Genomic DNA, 26,161 nt, shown 5'->3' on the forward strand with positions numbered 1-26,161 from the left:
GTCGGATTGATTTACCCCCAAAGGTTGAATGAATTTACAACTTTTGGGGGTTGTCATGTCTTGCAAAGAGGTTATCATTTCATGCATTCTTCACGTCGAATCCTGATCATTCTGTATCTTATTCTTTGTCTGGCTATTCTGTACGCCGTTAACGAAGATATTTTTAAGTTTTCCGACACGTATTTTATCAATCATAAATTTGATCCATCTATTTATCAAAAGAGCGATTACCTCCTTCAACCGCGGCTGACGTTAAGGAAAGGTTCCTACTGGGTCGCTTTTCAGGTTAACGCGAATGGAACTGGCAATGGATATTATATTGTTAACCAAACCGGAGAAGTTCTCGTTCGCGACGAATTCCGCCCTGAAATTCATACCGAGATTTTTCAGCTGAAAATCGACAAACCGTCTGAGCAGGTCCGTTTTGGGATTTCTTTTGACCCTGCGGGTGAGAGGCTTGACGTTTTGGAGTTATTTGTAACGTCCGATTTCGTTATTTCGCGGGACTCAATCCTTCGTCATTTCGTTACAACGCTGTTTTTAACGACGATCTTCTTGCTCATCGGGTGGCGTATTTTCAGTCCTGCTTCCTGGTTCGGCCGGCTCGGCCAGCTTTCGTCGCCGGTCAACGAAAGAATCCTTATTGTTCTTTTGGGTCTTTCCGCGATAACGTCTTTCCCGTTCTTCTATAATAAATTTTATTTGCAGACCGACGATTACATGTTCCACCTGCTTCGGATTGAAGGCATTAAGGTCGGATTGGAAAATGGGATCTTTCCGGTCCGCGTGAATCCATATTTTTTGCATGGATTCGGCTATGGGGATGGGCTGTTTTATCCGAGTCTGACGCTCGTTTTTCCCGCGGTGCTGCGGATCCTGGGGTTCGATCCGACGACAGTATTTAAAATTTTTGTGATCCTGCTGAACTTCTTGTCGATTGGCTGTTTTTATCTCGTGACCTGGAAGATTTCGAAATCACGATACAGCGGGCTGATGGGCGCGATCTTTTATGCGTTCGCGTCGTACCGGCTGATCGATATTCTATTCCGCTGCGGTTTCGGCGAAGCGCAGTCGTTCCTTTTCACACCGGTGATTATTTTGGGCCTTTACGAAATATTCAGCGGTCGTCCTGAAAAATGGTATATCTTCGCCGCGGGATTTCTTGGACTGGCCTGTACCCACCTGCTCAGTCTGGTGTTGGCGATCTGCTTTGTCGGCGTTTTCTGTCTCTTTCGGATTCGCAGGATCCTTTCAGATCGAAGCGTGTTGATGGCGTTGGTAAAATCGGTCCTGCTCGTTCTGGGGCTGTCCGCGTTCTTTTTTCTCCCGATGGCGGAGCTGGTCCTTACCTCAGCTTCGAAAGCAAATCTTCTGGTGTCCACGAGTCTGGACCTGGAAAATTTCATGCATGGGATCATTCCCGGCTCGCACCTGTTGACGCCGATCCCCAGCTGGTATCCGGTGGTCGATCCGAATCTGGGCCTGCCTTTTATCATTCTGCCGTTTGCATTTTTCATGGTGAAAAAAAGCGATCCACGCCCCATGAAGCGGCTGGCGAGCCTCTGCCTGATTGCGGGCTGCGTCGCGGCTTTTATTTCGACGGAATGGTTCCCCTGGGGACTGGCCGCGTGGATTGGGAATCGTTTGCAATTCGCTTGGCGCGTTCTTCTGATCGCCGTACCGCTTTTATCGATGGCGGGCGGGTTGATCAGCGAATCCATCTTCGATCGGAATCAGAAAAAGCTGGCAATTTTAGGTCTTGCCGCGCTCAGCATGGTTTCAACGGCGCCGATGTTTTTTAACGCGACGCGGCTCCGTTTAGAGACCCGCTACCCGCTGCACTTGAATTCAGTCGATATCATTGGCGGCGAGTACATGCCGGTAGGATCTGACCTGGATTTCATTCTGGATAATGGCGATACGGTCTTATCGAATGATCCTGAATTGACGATATTGAAGCATGACCGGCGGCCGCTGTATTTCAGCTTCGAGTTTGAAACGACCTCAAGTCCCGAAAATGGTCTTCAGTTCGAGATTCCACTCTTGTTTTATACGGGGTATGTCGCGGAGTTCGAAGCCCCGGGCGCGGCTCCGGTTGAACTGAAGCCCCGTCTTGGGGAACATGGCTTCGTCGCGGTGGATATCCCGAACGTCGCCAAAGGCCGCGTCACCGCGTTTTATCGGACGACGCTTGTTCAGCGGCTGGGCGATTTTATTACGATCTTAACGCTGGCGGGTTGTATCGGTTTCGGGATCCGCCGCTGGAGGATGAAGCGGAACGGATTGAATGCGGTTTCGACTTGATGGGTGTGGGGACCTGACGCTTCGCTGCTTTATCGAATTGCGCTGACGATCGATAAAGGCATCCAACGTTCGGCCGTTCCTGACTATAATTAAGCGTGGTAAACACGACGAATTGAGGGTGAAGAAGATGTCGCTTGACGAATCCGTATTGATGATATTCCAGTCGCTCCGTATACCGGCGCTGACGGGGGTCTTTTTATTTCTGACAGAATTCGGAGCCGAAACGATCCAGCTCCCGTTGATCGCTTATTTATACTGGTGCGGAAAGAAGCGCAGCGCAATCCTGATCGGGATCAGCTTTTTCTCTGGCATGATCGTCAACCAGCTGCTCAAGATCACGTTCTGCGTTCAGCGTCCATTCCTGCGGTTTGAGAATCTCGCCGCGGTCGCTGAAGCGCTTCCCGGCGCCAGCGGTTTTTCCTTCCCGAGCGGGCATACGGCGGGAGCGATCAGCGTTTATGGGATGATCGCGGCGCTGACGGAAAAGCGCTGGCTGAAAATCGTTATGGTTTCCCTGATCGTCGCGGTCGGGATATCGCGTCTGTACCTGGGAGTGCATACGCCGACCGACGTCCTTGCCGCGATCATCGTCGGGGCGCTGGTCCTGATCGCGGTTTGCGTCGCGTCGCGTGCGCTCGCGGCGGATCCGGCGCTGAAAAACCGTTTCCTTCTTTTCGGTTTCGCGCTCCTGTTGGTCGGCGCGCTTTATGCCCTGATGAAACCGTATCCGGAAGGAACCGGCGCGTTTCTCCGTTCCGACGTCATGAAGACGATCGGCGCGGCGCTGGGCGGGCTGATCGGGTTCATGATCGAGGAGACAAAGCTTCGCTTTGAGGCCCCGAAGAGCTGGATCGGGAAAATCCTCGTTTTCATTCCCGGAATTGCGCTGACGATGGCGCTGCGCGTCTATCTGAAAGCGCCGCTGAACGCGGCGTTCGGCGAACTCGTCGGGAGCCTCGTTCGTTATATTCTGGTAACGTTCTGGATCACCGCGCTCTATCCGGTTCTTTTCGACTGGGCGCTGCGGCGCGCGAAGCAAACCGTTCCGGAAGCCTGATCCAGGCCGGGCCTGCGCTTGACGATGGACTTTACGACAGCGAATCCAGGACTTCGTATCCGTAAAATTCTTCCCGGACGCGACAATCTGGCAATCGCCGACCTGATCGAGCGGAGCTTCCGGGAATTCCTCGATCCGGACGGGAGAGCGTTTATCGAAACGCTGCGAAAAACGGCGCGGATCAACTGGCTGGACCGGCTGTTCCCCGATATCGGCGGCGCGGAAGCTGAAGGGTTTGTCTGCGTCAATGCGGATGGCAAACCCATCGCAATCCTGCACCTGCTCCCGATTCATCCTCCGGAAGGCGGCGGGTACCTGATCGTCAATGTCTGCGTTGACGAAGGATACCGCGGCCGTGGGATCGCGGTGGAATTACTGCGCAAGGCGATCGCTCATGCGCGGAACTATGCCGCTTCGGCCCTGTATCTTCAGGTCCGATCGGGGAATCCTTCTGTCGTTCACTTATACGAATCGCAGGGGTTTGAAATCGTTACCGTACGGACAGATTGGCTGAAAGAGAAAATGGACGCGGAGAATCTGGCGGCGGTCGAACGGCTCCGGACAAGCTGCGTTGAGCCGGAACGCGAGGAGCGGGACGAATTTACCCGCTCAGCTGCGCGGGCCGTCCCGCCAGCCTTTCGCTGGAATATTGGCTGGGACGATCGGGTATGCTGTTTCTCCAGGCCGCTCCGTTTCCTGAAACGGCTCGCCGGATACCGGGAGGAATTCTGGACGGTCGTCGATTTAAACGGGGACGCGAACGGGCGGAAAATCGGTTGGATCGCGTTTCAGCCGACGGGAAATTACGCGGACCGGGTCTGGATACTTCCGGCGGAAGACAGCGTGGAAGCGGACCGGCTCGTGCTGATGGGAACGGCGCTGCGGAGGTTCCGCTGCGGGAAGCCGATAACCGTGAACATGGGCGCGGAAGACGATTGTGGCTGCTGCCGCGCGTTCGGATTCAGCGACCGGCGGGAATTGATCTGGATGCGGTTGATCCTGACGGAGCGTGACTGAGCCGGGCAGTCGCTCCGGCGGAATGCGCTGTCTCCGGCCGCGCTTATACCCTGAGTTTACGCGCACGCCCTGTTAAAACTTCGTTAGAAACGTCAAAAAAGATTGAAATTCGTTCGCAAACCCGATATACTACAGTCTGAGCGGGTTGGCACTCATTTCTACCGAGTGCTAATCCGCGGAGAAGAAGGCATGACGAAGAGAATGAGCGAACGGCAGAGAATGATCCTGAGCCTGGTCGTCCATGATTATATTCGGACGGCGACGCCGATCGGATCGAAAAAGCTGGTCGAGCGGTATCGGCTGGAGATCAGCCCGGCGACCGTTCGCGCCGAGCTGGCGGCGCTCACGGAGCTGGGACTGCTGAATCAGCAGCACACCTCCGCCGGCCGCTCCCCGACCGAGAGCGGCTATCGATACTTCGTTGGGACTTTAATGAAGCTGCAGGAGCTTCCTGAATCGACCCGCCGCAGGATCGAGCATCAGTTTTATCAGATGCAGTCTGATCAGGGTGTGGACGGCTGGATGAAGCTGTCGGCGTCGATCCTGGCGTCGGTATCCGGGGCGATTTCGCTGGTTTCCGCGCCCTATTCGAAGGATATCGCCGTGAAGCATATCGCGCTGGTCGGGTTATCCGAGCGGCAGGCGCTGATGATCGTCGTGACCAATACCAGCCAGGCGCAGCAGCGTTTCGTCTCGCTGGGGCTGCCGATGAATCAGGGACGGCTGACGATGATCGAGAATGAATTCAACGAAGCGTTCTCCGGGCTGAACTCGCGTCAGATCCGCGAAAAAATCCTCCAGGGGACGGTAACGCGGGATTCGGCGGCGAAAGCCGACCTCGCAGGTCAGGTCGCCGCGGCGATCGCCGAAGTTGAGGCGTCGCGGGGCGGCGAAATTTATACCGACGGACTCCACAACGTCATCAGCGAGCCCGAGTTTACCGAAACCGGCGAAGCGCATGGCGCGCTGAAGCTTCTCGGGGAGAAAACGGTCCTGCGTTCGATCCTGACGAAAACGGACGCGGACCGGAAAATCGGCGGGATCCAGATCCTGATCGGAGGGGAAGGCTCGATCGCGGCGCTGCATCACTGTTCGCTGGTTTTAGCCCGGTATGGGCGGGCGAACGCGATCGGCGGGACGATCGGGATTTTAGGCCCGATGCGGATGCCGTATGCGATGAATATTCCGACGGTTCGCTTTATCGCCGGAATCTTATCGGATCTGGTCAGCGACGCTTTCATGGACGAGAAGGACGAGGGCGAAAAGCAGGTTTTCGTCAGCGATACCATTTGACAAAGGATTGAAAAAAAAGAAAGACATGAAAAAAAAGCATGAAGAAAAAATAGAGAAGGAACCGGAAGAGCTCCCGGAAGCGCCGGGTTTGGAGGAAGAAAGCTCGGGGGAATCCGACGTCGAATTGGTCGATCTCGTCGCGGAGTTAGCGAAAGCGCGCGAGGAAGCGGAAACGCTCAGGAACGCGCTGACGCGCGAGCGGGCGGATTTCACGAACTACCGGCGTCTCGTCGAGAATGAAAAGAACTCCGCGGGGAATGAATACCGGATCAGTATGCTCCAGAAAATTCTTCCGATCCTGGACGATCTCGAATTGGCGATCCGGAATCGCGTTCAGGACGGCGCTGAGCCGGATACCTGGGCCGAGGGGATCGAGATGATCGCGCGAAAGTATCGTGCGCTCGTCGAAGCGGAAGGGGTTAAACCCTCCGCGGCGGTCGGGGAACCGTTCGATCCCAGATTTCATCAGGCGATTTCGCAGGAAGAAAACCCTGACGTTGAGTCGGGAACGATTTTAGAAGTGTTAAGCAGCGGTTATATTTTAGGCGACCGGGCGCTGAAAACGGCGTTAGTCCGGGTCGCAGCATAGGAGAAATGAAAGAATATGTCAAAGATTATCGGTATTGATTTAGGGACTACAAACTCTGTTATGGCGGTTATCGTCGGCGGCGAATCGACCGTTATTCCGACTTCGGAAGGGGAGCGGACCTGCCCGTCCGTCGTCGCGGTCAACAAGAATGGTGAGCGGCTCGTCGGGCGTGTCGCCCGGAACCAGGCGATTACCAATCCGGAAAACACGATCTTCTCGATCAAGCGTTTCATGGGGCGGAAATTCGACGATCCGGAAGTCCAGCGCGACCTGAGCCGGATTCCGTATAAAGTTACGAAAGCGCCGAACGGCGACGTCCGCGTTATCCTTGGCGGGAAAGAATATTCAGCTCCGGAAATTTCCGCGATGATTCTGGCGAAGATGAAGACGGACGCGGAAGCGTATCTTGGCGAAAAGATCACGCAGGCGGTTATTACCGTCCCCGCGTATTTCAACGACAGCCAGCGAAACGCGACCAAAGACGCCGGAAAGATCGCCGGAATGGAAGTTTCGCGGATTATTAACGAACCGACCGCCTCGTCGTTAGCTTACGGACTGAATAAGAAAACCAATGAATCGATCGCCGTGTACGACCTGGGCGGCGGCACGTTCGACGTTTCGATCCTTGACGTCGGCGACGGCGTCTTCCAGGTCCGTTCAACCTCCGGCGATACCCATCTGGGTGGCGACGATTTTGACCAGCGCGTTATGGATTACCTGATCGACGAGTTCAGGAAGAGCAACGGAATCGACCTGCGAAACGATCGTCAGGCGCTTCAGCGGCTTAAGGAAGCGGCTGAAAAAGCGAAAATCGAGCTGTCCTCGACGATGCAGACGGAAGTGAACCTGCCGTATATTACCGCGGACGCGTCCGGCCCGAAGCACCTGCTCCTGACGCTGACCCGCTCCAAGCTGGAACAGCTGACCGCTGACCTGATCGATCGGTCGTTAGGCCCGGTCCGCAAAGCGTTGAGCGACGCCGACTTGAAGCCCGCGGATATTAACGAGGTCGTTCTCGTCGGCGGAATGACGCGGATGCCGGCCGTTCAGGAAGCGGTCCGCAAAGAATTCGGGAAAGATCCGAATAAGGGCGTCAATCCGGACGAGGTCGTCGCGATCGGCGCCGCGATTCAGGCCGGCGTTCTCGATAACGTGGTGAACGATATCCTGCTTCTCGACGTGACGCCGCTGACGCTCTCGGTCGAAACGATGGGCGGCGTCGCGACGCCGATGATCGAGCGGAATACGACGATCCCGGCGAAGAAGACGCAGGTGTACTCGACGGCGGCGGACAGCCAGACGTCGGTCGATATCCATATCGTTCAGGGCGAACGGCCGATGGCCGCGGACAACAAGAGCCTGGGGCAGTTCCGTCTCGACGGGATCCCGGCGGCTCCCCGCGGCGTTCCGCAGATCGAAGTCACGTTCGATATCGACGCGAACGGCATCCTGAAAGTCTCGGCGATCGATAAGGCCAGCGGCAACAGCCAGAATATTACGATTACCGCCTCGTCCGGCCTGTCGGAATCGGAGGTCGAGCGCATGCGCAAGGAGGCGGAAGCGCACGCCGAGGAAGATAAGAAGCGCAAGGAAGGGATCGAGATTCATAATCAGGCCGACAACATGGTTTACACGGCTGAGAAACTGCTGAACGAGAACGGCGATAAGATTCCGGACGCGATGAAGGACGAGCTGAAGACGAAGATCGAGGCGGTCAAATCGACGCTGAACGGGACTGATTATGACGCGATGAAAGCCAGGTCGGAAGAACTGAACCAGGCGGTTCAGAAAATCGGCGCGAGCATGTACCAGCAGCAGCCAGGCCCGGACGCTGCCGGCGGCGCTGGCTCGAATCCGGAAAGCGGACCGTCTGCGTCGGGTGGCGACGACGTTGTCGACGGTGAGTTTCATAGCATGTAATCACGCTTAGCGCGTGAAAAAGATTTCGCGCCGATAACTGCCTCTATAATCAGGTGGTTATCGGCTGCGAATTTTATTATTTAACCAGAGCGAAGGAGATTACGGACCACGGGCATTATGGCGGAGGAACGCGATTATTACGAAATTTTAGGAGTTGGGCGGAGCGCGTCGGCGGACGAAATCAGGAACGCATTCCGCGTCAACGCACGGAAGTATCATCCGGATATCAACAAGGATCCGGACGCGGAAGATAAGTTCAAGGAAATTAACGAAGCGTATCAGGTTCTCTCCGATCCGGATAAACGCGCTGCGTACGATCGTTTCGGAAAAGCGGGTGTCGGCGGGGCGTCCGGCCCGTTCGATTATCAGGCGGTTGATTTCTCCGATATTTTCGGCGATCTCTTCGGCTTCGGCGGGGCTTCCTCTCGGCAGCGGAACAGCCCGCGGCGCGGCGCGGATATTGGGCACCGCGTTACAATCGAATTTCTGGAAGCCTGCTTTGGGGTCAGCAAGGAAATCTCCTTTACCCGCGACGAATCCTGCGATCATTGTCATGGGAACGGGGCGGAACCGGGAACGAAAGTCGTCCGCTGTGCGAGCTGCGGAGGGACGGGCGAGGTTAAAACGATGCGCAATACCATGTTCGGCCAGATGGTCCAGGTTCAGACCTGTCCGAGCTGCGGCGGGCGCGGCGAAACGATTCAAACGCCTTGCGCGGTTTGCGGCGGTCGGAAAACCGTCCGGAAGACGGTCCGGCGCATGCTGACGATACCGGCGGGCGTCGATAACGGAACGCGGATCCGCCTTTCCGGCGAGGGCCAGCCGGGGCTGAACGGAGGGCCGAAGGGCGACCTCTACGTCGAAATCTCCGTCCGGGCGCATGAAATTTTTCGCCGGGACGACGACGATATCGTAATGGGGCTGAACCTCAACGTCGCGCAGGCGACGTTAGGCGACGAAATCGAAATTCCAACGATTCATGGCATGGAGAAAATCGTCATCCCCGCCGGAACGCAGCCGGGAAAGGTCATCACGCTCAAGCGGAAGGGCGTCCCGAAGCTTCAGCGGAAGGACGAATTTGGCGACCAGCGGATCACGGTTACCGTCGTGATTCCACGCGAGCTGACCGAGGATCAGCGCGAGCTGATGGAAGCGTTCGGAAAGACGCTCGGGAGCGAAATTCAGCCGCAGGACCGCGGTTTCTGGGATAAGATTAAGGATAAATTCAATGGATAATCAAGTCTGGGTCGAGGTGTCGGTCGTCGTCAGTCCGGAATCCGCCGAATCGGTTTCCGAACTCTTTTCGCGCTATACCGATTCCGTCGTCGTTGAACAGGGCGTCGAGTTTCGCGGTCCTGACGACCGCGGGACGCCGTACGGCCCCTGTCGGGTCTGCGCTTTTCTGGACCTGGACGACCGGCTCGAAACGACGAAGCGGAAAATCAGCGAAGGCTTATGGTACCTGTCGCGGATTCGTTCGGATATTCCCGAACCGACGTTCAGAACGATCGAGGATCAGAACTGGATGGAATCCTGGAAGCAGTTTTATCATCCGGTTTTCGTCGGCGAAAAGATCCAGGTCCTGCCGGCCTGGATCGAAAATCAGCATCCGGAGAAGCTGGCGATCCGGATCGAACCGACGATGGCCTTCGGGACGGGGACGCATCCGACGACCCAGCTCAGCCTGATGCTGACCGAGCTGTACGTCCGGCCGGGCGAGCCGTTTATCGACGTGGGGTCGGGATCGGGGATCCTCTCGATCGCGGCGATTCTTCTCGGCGCGAGGGAAGCGCTCGGGATCGATATTGACGAAGAGTCGATGCGTTCCGGGCGGGAAAACGCTGAACGGAACGGCGTCGCCGATCGGATTACGTTTACGAGGCGGACGATCCCGGAGCTCATGGCGGACGGCGAGGCGCTGAACGAAGCGCCAGTCGTGATCGCGAATATCCTGACGCCGATCCTGGAAGCGCTCTTCGACGTCGGGATGGCGGATCTTGTCGCGCCGGGCGGGGTCCTCCTGCTGAGCGGGATTTTAACGGATCAGGACGAGCGTATCCGCCGCGCCGCGGAAGGGCGGGGGCTGACTTTTGAGAAGCGCCTGCTGATTGAGGACTGGGCCGGATACGCGTTTCGGAAAGCGAGGTAAAAGGAAAACGATGAAAAACAGCGTTATCTTAGTTACGCGGTATGGAATGGGCGACGCTCCCGAGGAACTGCGGCTGAAATTGATCGGGTCGTATTTGTCGCTGATGAACAGTACGGATACGCTCCTTCCGAACGCGATCTGCTTTTACGCTGACGGGGTTAAATTAGCCGTCGAGGGATCGCCGGCGCTTGAATCGCTTCGGGCGCTTGAAGCCAGGGGCGTCCGCCTGATATTATGAGGGACGTGCCTGAATTGGTTCGGGCTGACGGACCGGCTGCGCGTCGGGATTGTTGGCGGGATGACCGATATTATCGAAGCGCAGCGGCTCGCGGATAAGGTGATTACGCTCTGAACCGCGGAGGAGAAACGATGGAAACCTTATGGGCGCCCTGGCGGAGCGCGTATCTTAATGAAAGTATGGAAAAAGAAGCGAAGAAAATCGTCAGCGGCTGCGTATTCTGCGAAGCGCTGGCGCAGCCCGACGATCGGGCGCGGTACATCGTGTATCGCGGCGCCGGGGCGTTCGTTATCCTGAATCTCTATCCGTATAATAACGGGCATATGCTGATCATTCCGAACGTGCATGTGGACCGGCTCGATCTCGTCCCGGCGGAAACGCGCGCTGAGGTGATGGAGCTGATCAACAGGGCTCAGCTCGTTCTTCAGCGCGTCTACCAGCCGCATGGGATCAATATCGGCAACAATACGGGACAGGCGGCCGGGGCGGGGATCGCTGATCATCTGCATTTTCACGTGCTGCCGCGCTGGACGGCGGACGCGAACTTCCTGACGACGGTCGCGAATTCGCGCGTTATTCCTGAATCGCTGGACAGGAGCTGGGAGCGGATTCGCGAGGCCTGGGAAAAAGCGGCGTAGCTTTTCGCGCGGAGTATGGTAAACTATCCATAAGGCGTTAGCTGTTCCTTTTTTAGCGGATGATCAGGATTCGATCGAACGTTCTGTTGAGTATTTCTGTGTTCGACTGTCCCGAATTATCAGGCTCATTACCAAATCTTTCAAAATTGAATAGGAGGAATTTAGCCATGGACTACGCAATGGTCAATAAGTTGGAGAAAGCGAAGGCATACGCAAAGGACCGCGGTCGGTTCACGATTGATAAATTCGAAGCGTCCGTTCAAGGCTCGAACGGGGCGCATCAGGTTGCGTATGATAACGGGGCGTGGAGCTGCGATTGCGGTTTCTTTCAGACGCGCGGCCGGTGCAGCCATACGATGGCGTTGGAAATTCTGTTAGAGGACATGGTTCAAATCGCTTTCGACGAACCGGAAAAATAAAGTTGAGATTTTTTTGCTGATCTGAAAACACGCGGTCAAACGGAATCCTGATTGCGTGTTTTTATAATGAGACGTCGTTATTCCTAAAGGAGGATTGAGACGAATGGGCGTTAAGCTTACTGTATACGGTTCGCCGCTGTGCGGGGACTGCGTCGAGACCGAGCGCGTTTTTCAGGAACGCGGGATTGAATATGAGTTTGTGAATATTACCGAATCGATAGCGAATTTGAGAGCTTTTTTAGCCTTTCGCGATCAGGATGAACGCTTTGCCGATATCCGCGGGTTGGGGCGGGTCGGGATCCCATTTTTCGTTTTTTCGCACGGCGCGCGGACGTTTGACCGCGAAGCGGCGGTCGACGAATATATCGCAACGCGCTGAGGCTTTCCAATTTTCGATCGATCGTTTTTCTATCAGGGGCTAAATCGAACGGATCCTTTTTTCGATGATTGCCGCTGATTCTTCGACGCGCCGCTGGTCTTCCGCGCTGAAGCGGTTCAGCGTCGGACTATCCAGATCGAGGACGGCGAAGGGAACGCCGTCCTCGTCGCGGAGCGGTACGACCAGCTCCGAATTCGACGCCCCGTCGCAGGCGATATGCCCTGCGAATTCATGGACGTTTCCGACGCGGACGCTTTCGTTCCGGGCGAACGCAGTTCCGCAGACGCCGCGTCCGACCGCGATTCGCGTGCAGGCCGGTTTCCCCTGGAACGGGCCGACGACGAGCGCGTCTTTCTCCGCGCGGAACAGGTAAAAGCCGCACCAGTTCAGGTCGTCCAGCTCCTGATAGAGAAAGGCGGCCGCGTTCGCGAGCGTCGCGATCGGGTCGTCCTCGCCGTTTAGCAGGGCGGATAATCGTTTAGCTTGATTCATATCGGTTTCCTCCAGCTTCAGCATTTCAATTCAGCGCCGCGAAATCGTCGTTCTCGTCAAAAAGAGGGATCCCGGCGCAGCGGAGCCATTCCGCGGTGATTCCGTCGCCGTCGCGTAGCCTGCCGCTGAACGTTCCGTCGTAGATTCGTCCAACGCCGCAGGAAGGGCTCCTGCTTTTCAGGATCGCCGCGGCGACGTTCCGTTCGCGCGCGACCGCCAGCGTTCGTTCCGCGCCGAGACGGAAAGCGGCGCTGACGTCGGTTCCGTCCGAGCGAACGACGCGAAGCCCGCGCCGTTCCGCCGGAAGCCGCGGGGTCGTCAACCCGCCGAGGACTTCCGGACAGACAGGGACCAGCTCGAACCGCTTTCCGAGCGCCTGTACGGCGGGCGATTCGCTCGCCCGCCCGTCGTAGCGGCAGCGTTCTCCCAGGAGGCAGGCGCTGACAAGCAGCGCCGCTTTTTTCGCCATCACGGCATGACGCAGTACTGCGCCCAGTAGGCTTCCATCCGCGCCCGGATCCCGTCGTCGATATAAACCTTCCCGTCCAGCTCGCGGTTATATAGAACGTCGAGAATCTCGCGGATCGTTACGATCGGAAAGACCGGAAGATGAAAGTCTCTGCGAATTTCTTCGATCGCCGTCAGCTCTCCCTGCCCGCGTTCCATGCGGTCGACGCTGACGAAAACGCCTTTAACCGGCGCGTTCAGCGTCTTGAAAATGGGCATGACCTGGCGGATCGCCGTCCCGGCCGTAATTACGTCTTCGATAATCACGACTTCGTCGTCCGGTCCGGGTTTATAGCCGACGAGCGAGCCGCCCTCGCCATGATCCTTTTCTTCCTTCCGATCGAAGCAGTAGTGCAGCGAGGTCTGGTAGCGGTTCTGGAGCGCGATCGCGGTTCCGACCGCCAGCGGGATTCCCTTATACGCCGGACCGAATAAGCAGTTGATTTTATCGCTGAGTTCCCCGCTTGCCTGCCGGGCCCTGAGCGCCCCGGCGTAGTAGCCGCCGAGCGCGGCGGCCTGCGCGCCGGTATGATATTTCCCGGTGTTGATAAAGTAGGGCGTTTTCCTGCCGCTTTTGGTCACGAAGTCGCCGAAGGCCAGCGCGCCCGATCGGACCATGAATTCAATGAATTCTATTTTATATGGCTGAATCGTCATTTTTCAAGTCTCTCCTTCTAAGCCGGTTCGACCAGCGAATTTTTCAGTTCGCGAACCGACGCTGCGCCGATTTTCCGCATGACCGTTCGCAGCTCTCCTAAAATCCGAATCGGGGCGTCCGGCGTCAGCAGCGCGGCGGTCCCGACCGCGACCGCGTCGGCGCCGGCGAGGATGAGCTCGGCGGCGTCTTCTCCGTTCATGACCCCGCCCATCCCGACGATCGGGAGCGGGACCGCGCGGCGGACCTCGTAAACCATGCGGACGGCGATCGGATGAATCCCTGGTCCGGAGAGTCCGCCGGTTTTATTCGCCAGAACGACCTTCCGACGGTACACGTCGATTTTCATTCCCAGAAGCGTATTGATCAGCGACAGCGCGTCTGCGCCTGCGTCGGCCGCGGCTTTCGCCATGTCGCAGATTTGGGTGACGTTCGGGCTGAGCTTCACGATCAGCGGTTTTTTCGCCGCTTTTCGGACGGCGGCGGTCGTCGCGTAAACGCCTTCGACCGTCGTCCCGAACGCGATTCCGCCTTCCTTAACGTTGGGACAGGAGATATTCAACTCGATCATGTCGACGTCGGTTTCGGAAAGGCGTGCCGCGACGGCGGCGTATTCCTCGACCGTTTTCCCGACGATATTGGCGATAATCGGGAGACCGGGAACCGACCGCAGCGCGGGGAGCTCGTCGCGGATCCAGGCTTCCATCCCGACGTTCTGAAGCCCGACGGCGTTCAGCATCCCGCCATAGGTTTCGGCGATCCGGGGCGTTTTATTGCCGGGCCAGGGAACCGTCGCGATTCCCTTTGTTGTTACCGCGCCCAGCCGCCCGATATCGTAGCAGGCGCGCGCGTTCAGCGTGAAGGTTCCGGAGGCGGTCGTGATCGGATTTTTCCAGCGGACCCCGGCGATTTCGACGCTCAGGTCCAATTCTTTCCCGCTGTCCGCGGAATGGAACGGCGCTGGGTTGTTTTGAGTTGGCTCATGCATTGAATACCACCGTTTCTCCTGCGAAGACCGGCCCCTTTGAGCAGACGCCCATCCGGCTTATCGCGCCGGACGCTCGGTCGCGGATATCGGCGACGCATCCGGCGCAGCAGCCGAACCCGCATCCCATCCGTTCTTCTAACGAAAATTGAAGATCGAAGCGGTCGGGCGGCGCGAACGCCTGAATCGCTTTCATCATCGGCCCCGGCCCGCAGCTGACGATCAGCGCTTTTCCTTCTTTCGGGACCGGGAGCTGCTTCAGGATTGTCAGGACGGTTCCCGTCTCGAGCTGAATTTCAGGGAAGGCGGTTCGAAGCGCCGGGACCGCCTTCCCGTCCTCGATCGCGCAGCGAACGTTCTCAGCGCCAATCGACGCGGCGAGCTCGTTCAGCAGGATTGGGTCGGAACGGAAGCCCATGATCGCGACGACCTTTTTCCCGGCAGAGGCGGCTTTTTTCGCCGCCGCGTAAACGGGCGGGACGCCGACGCCGCCGCCGACAGCGATAACCGTGGACGCGGAATCGATCGAGAATCCGTGCCCCAAAATCGTCGTGACGTCGATTTTATCGCCCGGCTGAAGCGCGCTGAGCCGTTCCGTGCCTTTCCCGACGACGGCGTAGATAAGCCGGATCCAGTCGCCGCCGCTGTCCGCGACGCTGATCGGGCGGGGGAGGAGCCAGTCTCCGCGATTCAGGTAGATATTGACGAATTGTCCGGGCGTGAAATCGGGATGAGGATGTTCAACGCGGAGGTCGTAAATCGTTGGGGTGAGCGGATGATTAGCGAGAATGCGCGTCTCGAAACGGCGGACGCTCGCCTGATTTATCTCGTCTGGCATGGAGCTGCTCCTTAAGAACTGCTGTTTCTTTTTATTATACGCGAGGAATTGAAGGTTAAAACAGGCGGAGAACGGGTGCGTTAAAAGGGAGACGGAAGCGGGCGCAGGCCGGCCGCAAATCCCCGTTTATAAAACGGTCGGCAGCAGCTGGGAATCCCTGAACCGTTCCCGCCAGCCGTCGAGGAAACGCGTTTCGGCGTCCTCTCCGCCGTTTGAGAGGAGCGCGAATACGGTTTCGCTCGTTGTATTCATCAGCAGGATGCAGCCGGTTCGGCTGAGGAAAACATGCCAATCGGACGGCTGGGTGCGTCGCGGCGGTTCGAGGAATGACAGCGGGTCGGTGGGGGAGAACTCTTTTTTCGTAATTTTCCGCAGCAGGAAAGCCCCGCCCGCCGCGACTTCGTACGCCGTACTGAAAAGTCCGGATTCGCCCGAAACGCCGCTCAGCTTCGCGCAGAGCGAATCGCTCGTTACACCGATTCGCAGTTCTTTCGGATTGTCGGCGCTAAACGTCGGCGCGATTCCTTCGCGGGGAATCGGCAGCGCCGCGACCGATCCGCGCATCAGCGGACGAAAACCGGTCTCAACCAACGGAATTTCGTTCAGGACCTGGTCGCTGAAGACGAGGGGAAGCGGACGTCCGGTCAGCGTCTCGAGAATGACGCCGAGAAGCGTATACCCGATGACGGATTTCCGCGCCTGCGCGCCCGGCGCGGATTCGAACGGGGAGGCGTATATTTTTCGCAGCACGCTTTCCCGGTCGTCCTTGTCGTCGAGCTGAATCGTCTCAGGAAGCCCCGACGTATGCCGAAGCAGCTGCGCGATGGTTACGGCGGAAAGATCGACGCGCTGAACCGGCTCGCCGCGAATCGAGCGCAGCCCCGAAAATTCAGGTTGGACGGACTGGATCGGGGTCGCCGCGGGCAAAGCGAGTTTTTTAATGACGTTATTCGTCGCGTAAAAAGTAAAGTAGCGCGTAATTGCGCCGATATCGAAAAGCGTCAGCTCCTGAACCGGGTACCGTTCCCCTTCCAGTGTAAAGCAACCAAATTGCGCGGCTGCGGTTTGGCGATTATTTTCGAATACGCAGCTCTGCGCACAGAAAAGCGGGTTGTTCGTCTTTTGGAGATGGGTCCAATCGTTGACGAAATCGTTGATTGCGACGAGATCCCCCATAGTAGCGCGGGTTCCTTTCCAGTACAGGCGAATGGCGACGTGCAGCGATGAGGAAATACCCTGTACGCCGTTTCTAACGATTCAAACAGACGTTAATAAGGATAGCGGAAAGTAAAGCGCGCGTCAACGGTATATCGTCAGCTCAAATTAGTGACATTTTCCATAGGCCCGCGGAAACGGACGGGGTTCCCGGATTATCATTGTTCACGCGCTGATTGATTTCGGGTTGTTTTTGAAAGCGTATAATTAACCATATATCGTAAATTTAAGATTTGGAGAAAGGCCGAAAAAACGATCGCCAGAGTTCGATGAGCGTTCCCTGATGGAATCTGATAGTATTTCTTCCGTATCCGCTTTATCTGATGCGTTCCTGTCCATGTTTATTTTCTTCTTAATTCTTCTTCTTGCAGACCAGTTCCTGACCCTGATCCGCGCGGCGGTTGTCAGCGCGAACTTTTCCGACGATCTCGTCGATAGCTCGAAGTCGGATCGTAAAGCGATGACTTCGCTGTTTACCGCGACGGCGGCGAATCTCGCGGTTCTCGATTTCGCGCTGTCCTGTGCGAACGTTCTGACCGCGATCGCGGGCGTGCTGCTGACGTTTTCCGGTTTAGCGGGTACGGCCGTGAAGCTGACGCCGGTGGTGGTCTGCCTGATCATTCCGGCCGCGCTGCTGCTGATATCCGGGATGACGAACGGAGTGGGGACGCGTTTCGCGAATCAGCTTGCGCCCGCCCTCCTGCCTGCGGCAAATCTTGTCGTTGCGGTTGCGCGTCCTTTTCATACTTTTTATCACTCGTTTGAACCGCGGCCAAAAACGTCGCAGGTTACATTCGATCAGATTGAATCGAACCTGATCGAATGGGTTGAGAACGCGCCGTCGCCGAAAAAGCTTAAGGAAGAGGAGCGGAAGATGGTCCGTTCGATACTGGGATTCAGCGATACGCTGATCCGGGAGATCATGATCCCGCGGATTGACCTGACCGCGATCGAGTTGAATACGGATCTGGCGGCTGCCGCGGAAACGATCCTGGCCTCGGGCCATTCCCGCCTGCCTGTGTATGACGATGAAATCGATAATATTGTTGGGATTCTTTACGCGAAGGACCTGATCAAGTATTATTCGGAAGAACATGCCGAACCGTTCTCGTTGAAATCGATGATGCGGGAGCCGGTTTACGTTCCTGAGTCGAAGAAAGCGGGCGACCTGCTCGCCGACATGCAGCTGGACGGAATTCACATGGTGATCGTCGTCGACGAATATGGCGGAACGGCGGGGATCGTTTCGATGGAAGATATTGTAGAGGAAATTGTCGGCGAGATTCGCGACGAATTCGATAACGCGGAAGAGATCCCGATCGAGGAGCTTGGTCCGGACGTTTATAGTTTTCTGGGACGCGTCGATATTACCGACGTGAACGAAACGCTGGGGACGCATCTATCGCGCGAATCTTCGGATACGATCGCCGGATTTATGTATACGATGATTGGAAAGGTTCCCGAGGGGGACGAAATCGTTAACGTTGAGGACTGGCGCTTTACGATCGCGGAACTGACCGGGAACCGGATTCGCCGTGTCCGCGTCGAGCGCCGAAGCGAAGATCCTGAAAGCGATACGGAGGAACCGAATGAACAGGAAGCAACTCATTGATCTCGCGCTTGACGCGCGAAAAAAATCTTACAGTCCGTATTCCGGATATGCCGTCGGCGCCGCGCTGTTGACGAAGAGCGGGGCGGTTTTTACCGGCGCGAATATCGAGAATGCCGTGCTGGGGCTGACGATCTGCGCTGAGCGGACCGCGATTTTTCAGGCGGTTCTCGCCGGCGAACGCGCGTTTGAACGGATTGTCGTCGCGACGCGGGACGGCGGTTCTCCCTGCGGCTCCTGCCGTCAGGTCATGGCCGAGTTTTCGCTCGAAATGGAAGTGACGATGGTGAACGGGGATGGAGAAATCGTCTCCGAGAGTACGGTTGCGGGGCTTCTTCCGTACGCGTTTACGCCGCTCAACCTGAAATCCGCTGAACGCGGCTGAGACCGATCGGAACGCGATGCCTTTCGTCGAAAAATCGATCCGCGTTCAGGCGATGATCCTCGCGCATTATAACTATGGGGAGTCCGACCGCTTCGTCCGCATGCTGACGCCGGACCGCGGAAAGCTCTCGGCGCTGGCGCGCGGGGTCCGAAAGATGAATTCGCGAAAAGCGGGGCATCTCGAACCGTTCACTGTCGTCAGCGCGCAGCTCGTCCAGGGGCGCGGTTCCGCCTGGACGGTCCAGCAGGTCGAAACGCAGGAGGCTTATCCTGATTTAGCGTGCAATCTGGAAACGACCTGTTACGCTGCGTATGTCGCCGAGCTGGCTGATCGGTTTTCTGATGAGGAAACGGAGAGCCGCGACTTGTTTAACCTGGTCGTGCGGACGATCCGCCGGCTTCATTCTGACGATGATCCTTATCCGGCGCTGCGTCTTTTCGATTTCCGGCTGCTGGATTTAACCGGTTACCGTCCCCAGCTGCAGGATTGCGTCGGGTGCGGCGAGGCGATTCGGCCTCAGGCGCAGTATTTTTCGTTGTCGTTTGGCGGGGCGCTCTGTCCGAATTGCGCGGCGCTCGACTGCCATGCGCTTCCGATTTCGACGCGGACGCTGAAGTTTTTTCGCTATTATCAGGCACGTTCGTTAGCCGACACGGGAGTTGTTCCCTGGCCAGGGGAGCTCCGTGCGGAATCGGACCGGATCCTGAACGCGTATTTTACGCATATTCTGGAGCGGAAAATAAACAGTCGTGAGTTCCTGGAAAAGGTGGGGTAGGGGGGAGAGGAGAATAGATCGTTGCGAAAATCAGGATTCTTCTTCTGATTGTTCAGTTCGCGATCCGGCGCTGAAAAAAGAGAAAACTGCGGTAGAATTGGTATGTCTGAGGATGTCGATCCGACGCCGTCGAATCGCGCCGAGGATTTTCAGGGCCGGTTTTTTCAACGCAGCCGCCGTTCCGTTGGTGAATGCGTAAAAACATTTCTATTATTTTTATCCTGTCGGAATCGGCGAGGCCGGGTTCGGCAAGAAAGGAGAACGTATGGAAATTACTGTGACGCCGGAGGTTGCCAACGCCGTCGACGCCGCCGTTTCGGGAGCGAACAGCGCGATTATCCGTCAGGCGCTCGCGATTACCGGGATCGGGATGCTGATTTTGTTCGTGTCCCTGCTGATTCTCTGGGCGGCGATGGAATTGTTGGTCCGATTCGTTAAAGACGCGCCGAAGTCTGCGGACGACGAACGCATGGGCGAGACCGATGAGGCCGGCGAGATTGCCGTCAAGGCGAAGGTTGCCGCCGCCGCGGCGGGATATGTTCTTTCGAAAAAGGAGTAATCGCCTGGCGCGGCGCGCGCCGATCGATGCTCAGGATAAAAATAAGGAGTATTTCATATGAAACTTGTTGTTGCGGTTGAAGGGAAAACCTTCAACGTTGAAATTGAAAATCCGAACGCTTCGCCGCTCATCGTCAACGTCGACGGGACTGCGTTTTCCGTCTCGGCGGACGGCGCGGCTGAACCCGCCGCTGCCGCTGCAGCTCCTGCCGCCGGCGGTGCCGACGTTATCGCCCCGATCCCCGGCGTAATTCAGGAAGTCAACGTTAAGGAAGGTCAGACAGTTAAGAAGGGCGACGTTCTTTTTGTCCTCGAAGCGATGAAGATGAAGAATAATATCACGGCGAAAACGGCCGGGAAAGTCGCTTCGGTCAACGTTTCAAAAGGCGATTCGGTTACGCATGGCCAGGTCCTGATGACTTACGTTGGATCGCCCGCCCCCGTCCCGACCGAAACGAAGACGGTCGCGCCGACCGCTGAAGCGCCGAAGGCTTCGGGCGGTTCCGAAGTGACCGCTCCGATCCCGGGCGTTATCCAGGAAGTCAACGTCAAGGAAGGTCAGACAGTTAAGAAGGGCGACGTTCTTTTTGTCCTCGAAGCGATGAAGATGAAGAATAATATCACGGCGAAGACGGCGGGTACGATCGTTTCTGTTAATGTTTCGAAAGGCGATACGGTTTCACACGGGCAAGTATTGCTGACCTATAAGGCGTAAGAGGAGTCCCTCATGAGCATTAGCAGTATTTTTGATACGTTCTATTTCCTGAACTGGAAAGAATTAGTTATGATCGCGATCGGCCTGATCCTGATTTATCTGGCGATCGTTCGCGAATATGAACCGACGCTGCTGCTGCCGATCGGGTTCGGCTGTATTCTTGCCAACTTGGGAATGTCCTCCTATCAGACGTTTACCGCGACCGAAATCAACGCGGCGACCGGCGAAATCGTATCGGTTACGAAATCCGGTTTCATGAAGGTTCTTTACGACGCAGGGATCGGGACCGAGCTTTTCCCGCTCCTGATTTTTATCGGCGTGGGCGCGATGATCGACTTTCGTCCGCTGCTTGCGATGCCGAAGATGGTTATCCTTGGCGCGGCCGGGCAGTTCGGAATTTACGGGACGCTGATTCTCGCTTCGGCGCTCGCGAAGTTCATCCCGGGCCTGAACTGGGGCTTGGCGGAGACCGCTTCGATCGGTACGATCGGCGCGATCGACGGACCGACGGCGATCTACGTCACGTCAAAAATCGCGCCGCAGATCCTGGGCCCGGTCGCGGTCGCCGCTTATTCGTACATGAGCCTGATCCCGATTATTCAGCCTCCGGTCATGAAGGCGCTGACGTCGAGAAAAGACCGGATGATCCATATGGAATACGCGCCGAGGCCGGTTTCCGACCGCGCGATTATCGTTTTCCCGATGCTGGTCACGATCGCGATTTCGATTATCTCCCCTGACGCCGCGCCGTTGATCGCCGCGCTGATGCTGGGGAACTTGATGAAGGAGTCGGGCGTTGTCGATCGTCTTGATAAAGCGTCGCAGAACGAAATTATCAACGTTTCGACGTTGTTCCTCGGGTTGACGGTCGGCGGAACGATGACCGGGGATCAGTTCCTGAACTTCGGCGTCCTGATTATCATGGTTCTCGGATTATTCGCGTTCGTTCTCGATACCGCCGCCGGCGTTCTCTTTGGTCAGTTGATGAAAGTCCTGACCGGCGGGAAGATTAACCCGCTGATCGGCGCCTGCGGAATCAGCGCGTTCCCGATGGCCGGACGGATCGCCGCGCAGATGGCGCTTGAAGAAGACGATGGGAACTTTATTCTGATGCATGCGATGGGCGCGAACACGGCGGGCCAGCTGGGCTCGGTTATTGCCGGCGGCGTCCTCCTGGCGCTCGTACAGAGTATTCTGTAAAACGTTCTTTTCTGCGATATGAAAACGCCTCTCGGATCCGGGAGGCGTTTTTTGAATAGCGGGGAACAGAAATACCGGTGGTTCAGCCCGCGCGAGCTATCGTGTGGTAGCGTCCGCTGACCTTTTGAATCAGCTTTCTCTGGATCAGGCCATCGATTGCGGCGGCCGTCTTCGCCCGGTTCCAGCCAAGGTATTTCGAAATATCATCCTGTGAAAGCTTGTCATGCCGGTCCAGCAGGTTGTAAAGCGATCGTTCTTCGGCGCCGATCCCGGTTCGGTCTTCGCGGATAACCGGGAGCACGACCGTTACCGAATCCGGCAGGATTTTAAACGATGGCTTGACGAGCGCCTCCTGATAAGCTTCGTTGATCTTGACGATTCCGCTTCCGAAGCTCTCGATCCAGCCAAGCCGGAATAAAATATTCCCTAAAATCGGATTGCGAAAAATAGAGACATGTCCGTGTAAAAAATTGGATCGCGACAGGTTTTTCGGAAGTCCACCGGGGGAAACGATCTCAATCCGATTTTCGAACATCAGGATACGGGTATGGCTTTCGAAATCCCATCTTCGGTGAACCAGGCTGTTGACGAGTGCTTCCCGAAAAGCGGTACCGGGAATCAGTTCAATGTCTTCTCTTCGGAAATCGACGATTCCTTCGAAAACGTAGTACCTTCGGAACCGCCGCATCATGCTTTCGAATTGCGCCAGAATCGATATTCTTTCGAAGATTTCGCGATCGAAAATTTCGCTGAAGGATTCTCCGATTCGCGCGGTATCGATTCCTGGAAATGAATTCTCGTCCGCGATCAGCTCCGCCGCCTTATTGAAGCCCTCTTTCTCGCTGAAGAGTTGAAGCGTTTTTAAAATATCTTGAGTTAATTCGCTGATCTTCAGCTTATTTTTAAGCTCCTGCTCTAAGCGAACGAAGGTCAGCGGCCCGGATGCGGCGGGAAGCGATTCGAAATTGATATGATGCCCTTCCATGATCAAGTTCTTGAGTTCCGAGCGGTCGACTTCAACGGTTGAGCTGTCTGCTCTTTGATATGCTTTGTTTTTTACCATGTACGGTTTGGCAGAACCTTCGCCGACGTTGAGTTCAATTGTTTTGGCCTGCTGATGAATTTGGAGCCGGAACCTGGGTACCGGACGCAGGTTGTCGTTGATAATGTTTTCAATGCTCAGACAGTGCTGTATTAAATCTCCCGCCAGCCCGACCGTTTCGCCGTTATCGTTGATACCGAAAATGATTTTTCCGCCGCTGTAATTCGCGAACGCGCTGACGGTTTTCAGGAACGAGTTCGAGATAGTTTCTTTATATTCAAGATCGCTTGATTCCCGTTCGATCATAGCGCCTCCTTCCAACAATATAGATTTTAATCGAATTATCCTGAAATCGGAATCAGCGCGTTCCCGATGGCCGGACGGATCGCCGCGCAGATGGCGCTTGAAGAAGACGATGGGAACTTTATCCTGATGCATGCGATGGGCGCGAACACGGCGGGCCAGCTGGGCTCGGTTATTGCCGGCGGCGTCCTCCTGGCGCTCGTACAGAGTATTCTGTAAAACGTTCTTTTCTGCGATATGAAAACGCCTCTCGGATCCGGGAGGCGTTCGTTTTTATCGTTTAGCGAATCTTCAGACCGTCAATCCGCAGAAATACGTCATCGACCGGTTGATCCTGTAAGGCTTCGACGTTCCTTCTTCGATTATCAATTCGATCGTTTTTGTATCTTCATTTATCGAAATATGATGCGGAGGCAGAGGACAGATATAATCAACGATCTTTTTATCAATGGTTTCGCTCAGCCGGCTCAAATCTCCGGATAATCCAACGATCTCTCCCTTGCTGCTCGCTCCGAAAACGATTTTCCCGCCGTTGTAATTCGCGAACGCGCAGGCATTTTTCAAAAATGCAGTTGAAATCGTCTCTTTATATTCGATATCGTCATATATATTCGTTTCCATAATCCTCCATTTTGCTAAGTATACCTTGAATTATCACGGAGCAAATTGGCGAAACAAGCTGAAAATATGGTTTACTTGCCAAATTATTCGGCTATGGACTAAAATTCAAATCAGGGAATTAGGAAACGGATAGAAGGCAAGATATGATGTTGGAACGGATCAGCGAGCATATTTGGATCATGCCGAAGGACGACGAGACCGATCGTCCGGTATTAGGTTATGTCGCCGGTACGAAGACCGCGTTGTTGATCGACGCAGGCAATTCTCCGGACCATATTTCCTATTTCTACGGAGCGGTCCGATCGATGGGTATGCCGGATCCGTCGTTTATCGCGCTGACGCATTGGCACTGGGACCACGTTTTCGGGCTTTCAGGATCACCCGCGAAATCGATCGCCAGCGTCGCGACGAACGAACGGTTGGTTCTGATGCATCGTTGGGACTGGACTGACAGCGCGCTGAGCAGCCGGATCGCCGCAGGGCTGGAGATTCAATGGTCCGCGGATATGATTCGGAGAGCAATGCCTATCCGGCAGAGTTTTAAAATCAAGTCGGCAGATATTACCTTCGAGGATCATTGCGGGCTGCGGATCGATAATATTGAATGCCAGATGCTGCATGTCGGCGGGCCGCACAGCGACGATTCGACCGTCGTTTATATTCCGTCTGAAGACGTGCTGTTTTTGGGCGATTGCTACGCTGAGGATATTTACATGCATAACAGTATCCGGCTGCGCGAGCTGTCGCCGCTTCTCCGGCGGCTCGAAAAAATTGACGCGAAATGGTTTATCCCATCGCATGGCGAGCCGATGGAAAAAGGCGTTTTTCTTGAGGAAATGGGGAAGGTCGAAAAAATCGGTAAGCTGGTTGGGAAGATTACCAACGATGGCGCGCTGGCTGCGGCGTTGGAAAAAGGGTTGGGGCGCCCCGCTACCGAAGATGAACTGACGACGGGTAAGTTTTTCGTTGCCGGGAACCGCTTGAAGCCGGGCGAGAAGAAGCGTTTTATCGACGAGAAAAAAGCGAATATGCATCGCGGTATCGATTCCCGGATCGACGATATTTTATCCGAAGGCTTCATGTAGCTGTTTCGGGTCAGGAATTCGGGAAGCGGTCCTGAGGCGATGCGGCGCGTCATGTAAAATAGAGGCGGAGTTCCCCGCCGAAAAGGCGGACGGCGGCTTAACGAAATTCATATAAAACCCCTGTAGAATGAGGATAGGCGCTGCGTTTGATCGGGTCCGGGCTGACCCGAAGCAAAGCCGAATTCAGCGGAACGGCGGGGGGAAGTTTAAGATGGAATATAAAGATTATTATCAGATTTTGGGCGTCGCGAAAACGGCGAGCGACGATGAAATAAAAAAAGCCTATCGGACGTTGGCGAAAAAATATCATCCGGACGTCAACCGGAACGATAAAAAAGCCGAAGAAAAATTTAAAGAGATTAACGAGGCGTATACCGTTCTTAAGGATAAGGAACAGCGCGCGCGTTACGATCAACTCGGTTCGTCGTATGCGGCCTGGCAGCGGCAGGGTGGAAATTCGGCGAATTATGACTGGTCAAGCTGGCGTCAGGCAGGGCCTGGCGGCGCGACGTACACGACCGGCGGTTATGGCGATTTTTCTGACTTTTTTGAGCAGATTTTCAGCGCTTACGGCCAGCGGGGGCAGTCGACGTACCGGACGGCAACTGCCGATATCGACGGATTTGGCGATATTTTTGGCGGTTTTTCCCGTTCCGGAACGCGGACGGTGGCTCGCGAGGAGCCGAAAAAGATCGAAAAGGAAATCGAGATTACCTTCGACGAGGCGTTTCATGGGACGGAACGCGTGATTACGCTGAACGAAAAGCGGATTACGGCGAAGATTCCTGCCGGCGCGAAGACTGGAACGAAGGTAAGATTAAAGGGCGTTCTCCCGAACGGCGGGGATTTATATCTGGTCGTTCGCCTGGCGCAGGGTTCGAAATTTACGGTGGACGGCGATACGCTTGTTACCGATGTTAAAGTGGATTTGCTGACCGCGGTATTGGGCGGGTCGGCGGTCGTTGAAACGCCGGACGATAAGGTCATGCTGACGATTCCGGCGGGAACGCAGTCGGAAACGAAGTTCCGGCTGGCGGGGAAAGGCATGCCGAAGGTGAACCGGGGCGGAGAACGCGGCGATCTTTACGCGCGAATTCGCGTCGTGATTCCCGAGTCGCTGACTCCGCAGCAGCGCGGATTATATGAAGAATTGAGGAAAGTGACTTAGACCGT

General features: G+C 55.9%; 28 protein-coding genes. 20 read left to right on the forward strand and 8 right to left on the reverse strand.

Going from position 1 to position 26,161, the window contains the following annotated elements; genetic code table 11:
* The first annotated feature begins 81 nt into the window (after window positions 1-81).
* The 12 genes from BEQ56_02900 to BEQ56_02955 all read left to right on the forward strand — a co-directional run bounded on the left by BEQ56_02900 (window position 82) and on the right by BEQ56_02955 (window position 12,003).
* Window positions 82-2,304, forward strand: coding sequence for a hypothetical protein (locus BEQ56_02900; protein AOH42518.1), 2,223 nt, complete (start codon window positions 82-84; stop codon window positions 2,302-2,304).
* Window positions 2,305-2,431: 127 nt separating this feature from the next.
* A complete protein-coding gene (locus BEQ56_02905) occupies window positions 2,432-3,361 on the forward strand; it encodes a hypothetical protein (protein AOH42519.1) in 930 nt (309 codons plus the stop codon).
* A 24-nt stretch (window positions 3,362-3,385) separates the two neighbouring features.
* Complete coding sequence (locus tag BEQ56_02910) at window positions 3,386-4,378, forward strand: hypothetical protein (protein AOH42520.1); 993 nt, start codon at window positions 3,386-3,388, stop codon at window positions 4,376-4,378.
* Window positions 4,379-4,567: 189 nt separating this feature from the next.
* Entirely contained in the window at window positions 4,568-5,671 is a 1,104-nt protein-coding gene (locus BEQ56_02915) for a heat-inducible transcription repressor HrcA (GenBank protein AOH42521.1), read from the forward strand.
* A gap of 25 nt (window positions 5,672-5,696) precedes the next feature.
* Window positions 5,697-6,260 (forward strand): nucleotide exchange factor GrpE, encoded by a 564-nt coding sequence (locus BEQ56_02920; GenBank protein ID AOH42522.1) that lies wholly within the window; start codon window positions 5,697-5,699, stop codon window positions 6,258-6,260.
* A 15-nt stretch (window positions 6,261-6,275) separates the two neighbouring features.
* Entirely contained in the window at window positions 6,276-8,180 is a 1,905-nt protein-coding gene (locus tag BEQ56_02925; protein AOH42523.1) for a molecular chaperone DnaK, read from the forward strand.
* Window positions 8,181-8,297: 117 nt separating this feature from the next.
* A complete protein-coding gene (locus BEQ56_02930) occupies window positions 8,298-9,416 on the forward strand; it encodes a molecular chaperone DnaJ (GenBank protein ID AOH42524.1) in 1,119 nt (372 codons plus the stop codon).
* Complete coding sequence (locus BEQ56_02935) at window positions 9,409-10,329, forward strand: hypothetical protein (GenBank protein ID AOH42525.1); 921 nt, start codon at window positions 9,409-9,411, stop codon at window positions 10,327-10,329. The genes BEQ56_02930 and BEQ56_02935 overlap by 8 nt, the downstream gene beginning before the upstream one ends.
* 10 nt (window positions 10,330-10,339) lie before the next feature.
* Window positions 10,340-10,567, forward strand: a complete 228-nt coding sequence (locus BEQ56_02940) for a hypothetical protein (GenBank protein ID AOH42526.1) — start codon at window positions 10,340-10,342, stop codon at window positions 10,565-10,567.
* A gap of 131 nt (window positions 10,568-10,698) precedes the next feature.
* The gene (locus BEQ56_02945; protein ID AOH42527.1) at window positions 10,699-11,205 is read left to right on the forward strand and encodes a hypothetical protein; all 507 of its coding nucleotides are present in this window, start codon (window positions 10,699-10,701) and stop codon (window positions 11,203-11,205) included.
* Between the two features lie 167 nt (window positions 11,206-11,372).
* Window positions 11,373-11,624, forward strand: coding sequence for a hypothetical protein (locus tag BEQ56_02950; GenBank protein AOH42528.1), 252 nt, complete (start codon window positions 11,373-11,375; stop codon window positions 11,622-11,624).
* Between the two features lie 103 nt (window positions 11,625-11,727).
* Window positions 11,728-12,003, forward strand: coding sequence for a hypothetical protein (locus tag BEQ56_02955; protein ID AOH42529.1), 276 nt, complete (start codon window positions 11,728-11,730; stop codon window positions 12,001-12,003).
* A gap of 39 nt (window positions 12,004-12,042) precedes the next feature.
* On the opposite strand, the gene BEQ56_02960 is transcribed toward BEQ56_02955, so the two are convergent.
* The 6 genes from BEQ56_02960 to BEQ56_02985 all read right to left on the reverse strand — a co-directional run bounded on the left by BEQ56_02960 (window position 12,043) and on the right by BEQ56_02985 (window position 16,656).
* A complete protein-coding gene (locus tag BEQ56_02960; protein ID AOH44373.1) occupies window positions 12,043-12,495 on the reverse strand; it encodes a hypothetical protein in 453 nt (150 codons plus the stop codon).
* 25 nt (window positions 12,496-12,520) lie between these two features.
* Window positions 12,521-12,964 carry a purine-nucleoside phosphorylase gene (locus BEQ56_02965; GenBank protein AOH42530.1) on the reverse strand — a complete coding sequence of 148 codons (444 nt, stop codon included), beginning with the start codon at window positions 12,962-12,964 and terminating at the stop codon, window positions 12,521-12,523.
* Window positions 12,964-13,659 (reverse strand): orotate phosphoribosyltransferase, encoded by a 696-nt coding sequence (locus tag BEQ56_02970; GenBank protein ID AOH42531.1) that lies wholly within the window; start codon window positions 13,657-13,659, stop codon window positions 12,964-12,966. The genes BEQ56_02965 and BEQ56_02970 overlap by 1 nt, the downstream gene beginning before the upstream one ends.
* Window positions 13,660-13,676: 17 nt before the next feature.
* The gene (locus tag BEQ56_02975) at window positions 13,677-14,585 is read right to left on the reverse strand and encodes a dihydroorotate dehydrogenase B catalytic subunit (GenBank protein AOH44374.1); all 909 of its coding nucleotides are present in this window, start codon (window positions 14,583-14,585) and stop codon (window positions 13,677-13,679) included.
* A 52-nt stretch (window positions 14,586-14,637) separates the two neighbouring features.
* Complete coding sequence (locus BEQ56_02980; GenBank protein ID AOH42532.1) at window positions 14,638-15,480, reverse strand: hypothetical protein; 843 nt, start codon at window positions 15,478-15,480, stop codon at window positions 14,638-14,640.
* 126 nt (window positions 15,481-15,606) lie between these two features.
* On the reverse strand, window positions 15,607-16,656 hold the full coding sequence (locus BEQ56_02985; GenBank protein ID AOH42533.1) for a hypothetical protein: 1,050 nt from the start codon (window positions 16,654-16,656) through the stop codon (window positions 15,607-15,609).
* Window positions 16,657-17,497: 841 nt separating this feature from the next.
* On the opposite strand from BEQ56_02985, the gene BEQ56_02990 reads away from it, so the two are divergent.
* The 6 genes from BEQ56_02990 to BEQ56_03015 all read left to right on the forward strand — a co-directional run bounded on the left by BEQ56_02990 (window position 17,498) and on the right by BEQ56_03015 (window position 21,937).
* Entirely contained in the window at window positions 17,498-18,307 is an 810-nt protein-coding gene (locus tag BEQ56_02990; protein AOH44375.1) for a hypothetical protein, read from the forward strand.
* Window positions 18,285-18,689 carry a cytidine deaminase gene (locus tag BEQ56_02995; GenBank protein ID AOH42534.1) on the forward strand — a complete coding sequence of 135 codons (405 nt, stop codon included), beginning with the start codon at window positions 18,285-18,287 and terminating at the stop codon, window positions 18,687-18,689. Before BEQ56_02990 ends, BEQ56_02995 begins: the two co-directional genes overlap by 23 nt.
* 16 nt (window positions 18,690-18,705) lie before the next feature.
* Entirely contained in the window at window positions 18,706-19,464 is a 759-nt protein-coding gene (locus tag BEQ56_03000) for a DNA repair protein RecO (protein AOH42535.1), read from the forward strand.
* A 265-nt stretch (window positions 19,465-19,729) separates the two neighbouring features.
* Complete coding sequence (locus BEQ56_03005; GenBank protein AOH42536.1) at window positions 19,730-20,023, forward strand: hypothetical protein; 294 nt, start codon at window positions 19,730-19,732, stop codon at window positions 20,021-20,023.
* A gap of 57 nt (window positions 20,024-20,080) precedes the next feature.
* A complete protein-coding gene (locus tag BEQ56_03010; protein AOH42537.1) occupies window positions 20,081-20,737 on the forward strand; it encodes a hypothetical protein in 657 nt (218 codons plus the stop codon).
* 12 nt (window positions 20,738-20,749) lie between these two features.
* Window positions 20,750-21,937, forward strand: a complete 1,188-nt coding sequence (locus tag BEQ56_03015; protein AOH42538.1) for a glutaconyl-CoA decarboxylase subunit beta — start codon at window positions 20,750-20,752, stop codon at window positions 21,935-21,937.
* An 82-nt stretch (window positions 21,938-22,019) separates the two neighbouring features.
* Here BEQ56_03015 and BEQ56_03020 read toward each other — a convergent pair whose 3' ends face one another.
* The gene (locus tag BEQ56_03020) at window positions 22,020-23,285 is read right to left on the reverse strand and encodes a hypothetical protein (protein ID AOH42539.1); all 1,266 of its coding nucleotides are present in this window, start codon (window positions 23,283-23,285) and stop codon (window positions 22,020-22,022) included.
* 288 nt (window positions 23,286-23,573) lie between these two features.
* Window positions 23,574-23,903 carry a hypothetical protein gene (locus BEQ56_03025; GenBank protein ID AOH42540.1) on the reverse strand — a complete coding sequence of 110 codons (330 nt, stop codon included), beginning with the start codon at window positions 23,901-23,903 and terminating at the stop codon, window positions 23,574-23,576.
* 146 nt (window positions 23,904-24,049) lie between these two features.
* On the opposite strand from BEQ56_03025, the gene BEQ56_03030 reads away from it, so the two are divergent.
* Complete coding sequence (locus BEQ56_03030; protein ID AOH42541.1) at window positions 24,050-24,988, forward strand: hypothetical protein; 939 nt, start codon at window positions 24,050-24,052, stop codon at window positions 24,986-24,988.
* Window positions 24,989-25,199: 211 nt separating this feature from the next.
* Window positions 25,200-26,156 carry a hypothetical protein gene (locus BEQ56_03035; protein ID AOH44376.1) on the forward strand — a complete coding sequence of 319 codons (957 nt, stop codon included), beginning with the start codon at window positions 25,200-25,202 and terminating at the stop codon, window positions 26,154-26,156.
* Window positions 26,157-26,161 lie beyond the last annotated feature (5 nt).

The sequence above is a fragment of the Anaerolineaceae bacterium oral taxon 439 genome (assembly GCA_001717545.1).
Lineage (GTDB): Bacteria > Chloroflexota > Anaerolineae > Anaerolineales > Anaerolineaceae > Flexilinea.

Bases quoted from the DNA above. Each gene is read 5' to 3' on its own strand.
- BEQ56_02900 (AOH42518.1), top strand. From the start codon at position 82: ATGCATTCTTCACGTCGAATCCTGATCATTCTGTATCTTATTCTTTGT.
- BEQ56_02905 (AOH42519.1), top strand. From the start codon at position 2,432: ATGTCGCTTGACGAATCCGTATTGATGATATTCCAGTCGCTCCGTATA.
- BEQ56_02910 (AOH42520.1), top strand. From the start codon at position 3,386: ATGGACTTTACGACAGCGAATCCAGGACTTCGTATCCGTAAAATTCTT.
- BEQ56_02915 (AOH42521.1), top strand. From the start codon at position 4,568: ATGACGAAGAGAATGAGCGAACGGCAGAGAATGATCCTGAGCCTGGTC.
- BEQ56_02920 (AOH42522.1), top strand. From the start codon at position 5,697: ATGAAAAAAAAGCATGAAGAAAAAATAGAGAAGGAACCGGAAGAGCTC.
- BEQ56_02925 (AOH42523.1), top strand. From the start codon at position 6,276: ATGTCAAAGATTATCGGTATTGATTTAGGGACTACAAACTCTGTTATG.
- BEQ56_02930 (AOH42524.1), top strand. From the start codon at position 8,298: ATGGCGGAGGAACGCGATTATTACGAAATTTTAGGAGTTGGGCGGAGC.
- BEQ56_02935 (AOH42525.1), top strand. From the start codon at position 9,409: ATGGATAATCAAGTCTGGGTCGAGGTGTCGGTCGTCGTCAGTCCGGAA.
- BEQ56_02940 (AOH42526.1), top strand. From the start codon at position 10,340: ATGAAAAACAGCGTTATCTTAGTTACGCGGTATGGAATGGGCGACGCT.
- BEQ56_02945 (AOH42527.1), top strand. From the start codon at position 10,699: ATGGAAACCTTATGGGCGCCCTGGCGGAGCGCGTATCTTAATGAAAGT.
- BEQ56_02950 (AOH42528.1), top strand. From the start codon at position 11,373: ATGGACTACGCAATGGTCAATAAGTTGGAGAAAGCGAAGGCATACGCA.
- BEQ56_02955 (AOH42529.1), top strand. From the start codon at position 11,728: ATGGGCGTTAAGCTTACTGTATACGGTTCGCCGCTGTGCGGGGACTGC.
- BEQ56_02960 (AOH44373.1), bottom strand. From the start codon at position 12,495: ATGAATCAAGCTAAACGATTATCCGCCCTGCTAAACGGCGAGGACGAC.
- BEQ56_02965 (AOH42530.1), bottom strand. From the start codon at position 12,964: ATGGCGAAAAAAGCGGCGCTGCTTGTCAGCGCCTGCCTCCTGGGAGAA.
- BEQ56_02970 (AOH42531.1), bottom strand. From the start codon at position 13,659: ATGACGATTCAGCCATATAAAATAGAATTCATTGAATTCATGGTCCGA.
- BEQ56_02980 (AOH42532.1), bottom strand. From the start codon at position 15,480: ATGCCAGACGAGATAAATCAGGCGAGCGTCCGCCGTTTCGAGACGCGC.
- BEQ56_02985 (AOH42533.1), bottom strand. From the start codon at position 16,656: ATGGGGGATCTCGTCGCAATCAACGATTTCGTCAACGATTGGACCCAT.
- BEQ56_02995 (AOH42534.1), top strand. From the start codon at position 18,285: ATGAACAGGAAGCAACTCATTGATCTCGCGCTTGACGCGCGAAAAAAA.
- BEQ56_03000 (AOH42535.1), top strand. From the start codon at position 18,706: ATGCCTTTCGTCGAAAAATCGATCCGCGTTCAGGCGATGATCCTCGCG.
- BEQ56_03005 (AOH42536.1), top strand. From the start codon at position 19,730: ATGGAAATTACTGTGACGCCGGAGGTTGCCAACGCCGTCGACGCCGCC.
- BEQ56_03010 (AOH42537.1), top strand. From the start codon at position 20,081: ATGAAACTTGTTGTTGCGGTTGAAGGGAAAACCTTCAACGTTGAAATT.
- BEQ56_03015 (AOH42538.1), top strand. From the start codon at position 20,750: ATGAGCATTAGCAGTATTTTTGATACGTTCTATTTCCTGAACTGGAAA.
- BEQ56_03020 (AOH42539.1), bottom strand. From the start codon at position 23,285: ATGATCGAACGGGAATCAAGCGATCTTGAATATAAAGAAACTATCTCG.
- BEQ56_03025 (AOH42540.1), bottom strand. From the start codon at position 23,903: ATGGAAACGAATATATATGACGATATCGAATATAAAGAGACGATTTCA.
- BEQ56_03030 (AOH42541.1), top strand. From the start codon at position 24,050: ATGTTGGAACGGATCAGCGAGCATATTTGGATCATGCCGAAGGACGAC.
- BEQ56_03035 (AOH44376.1), top strand. From the start codon at position 25,200: ATGGAATATAAAGATTATTATCAGATTTTGGGCGTCGCGAAAACGGCG.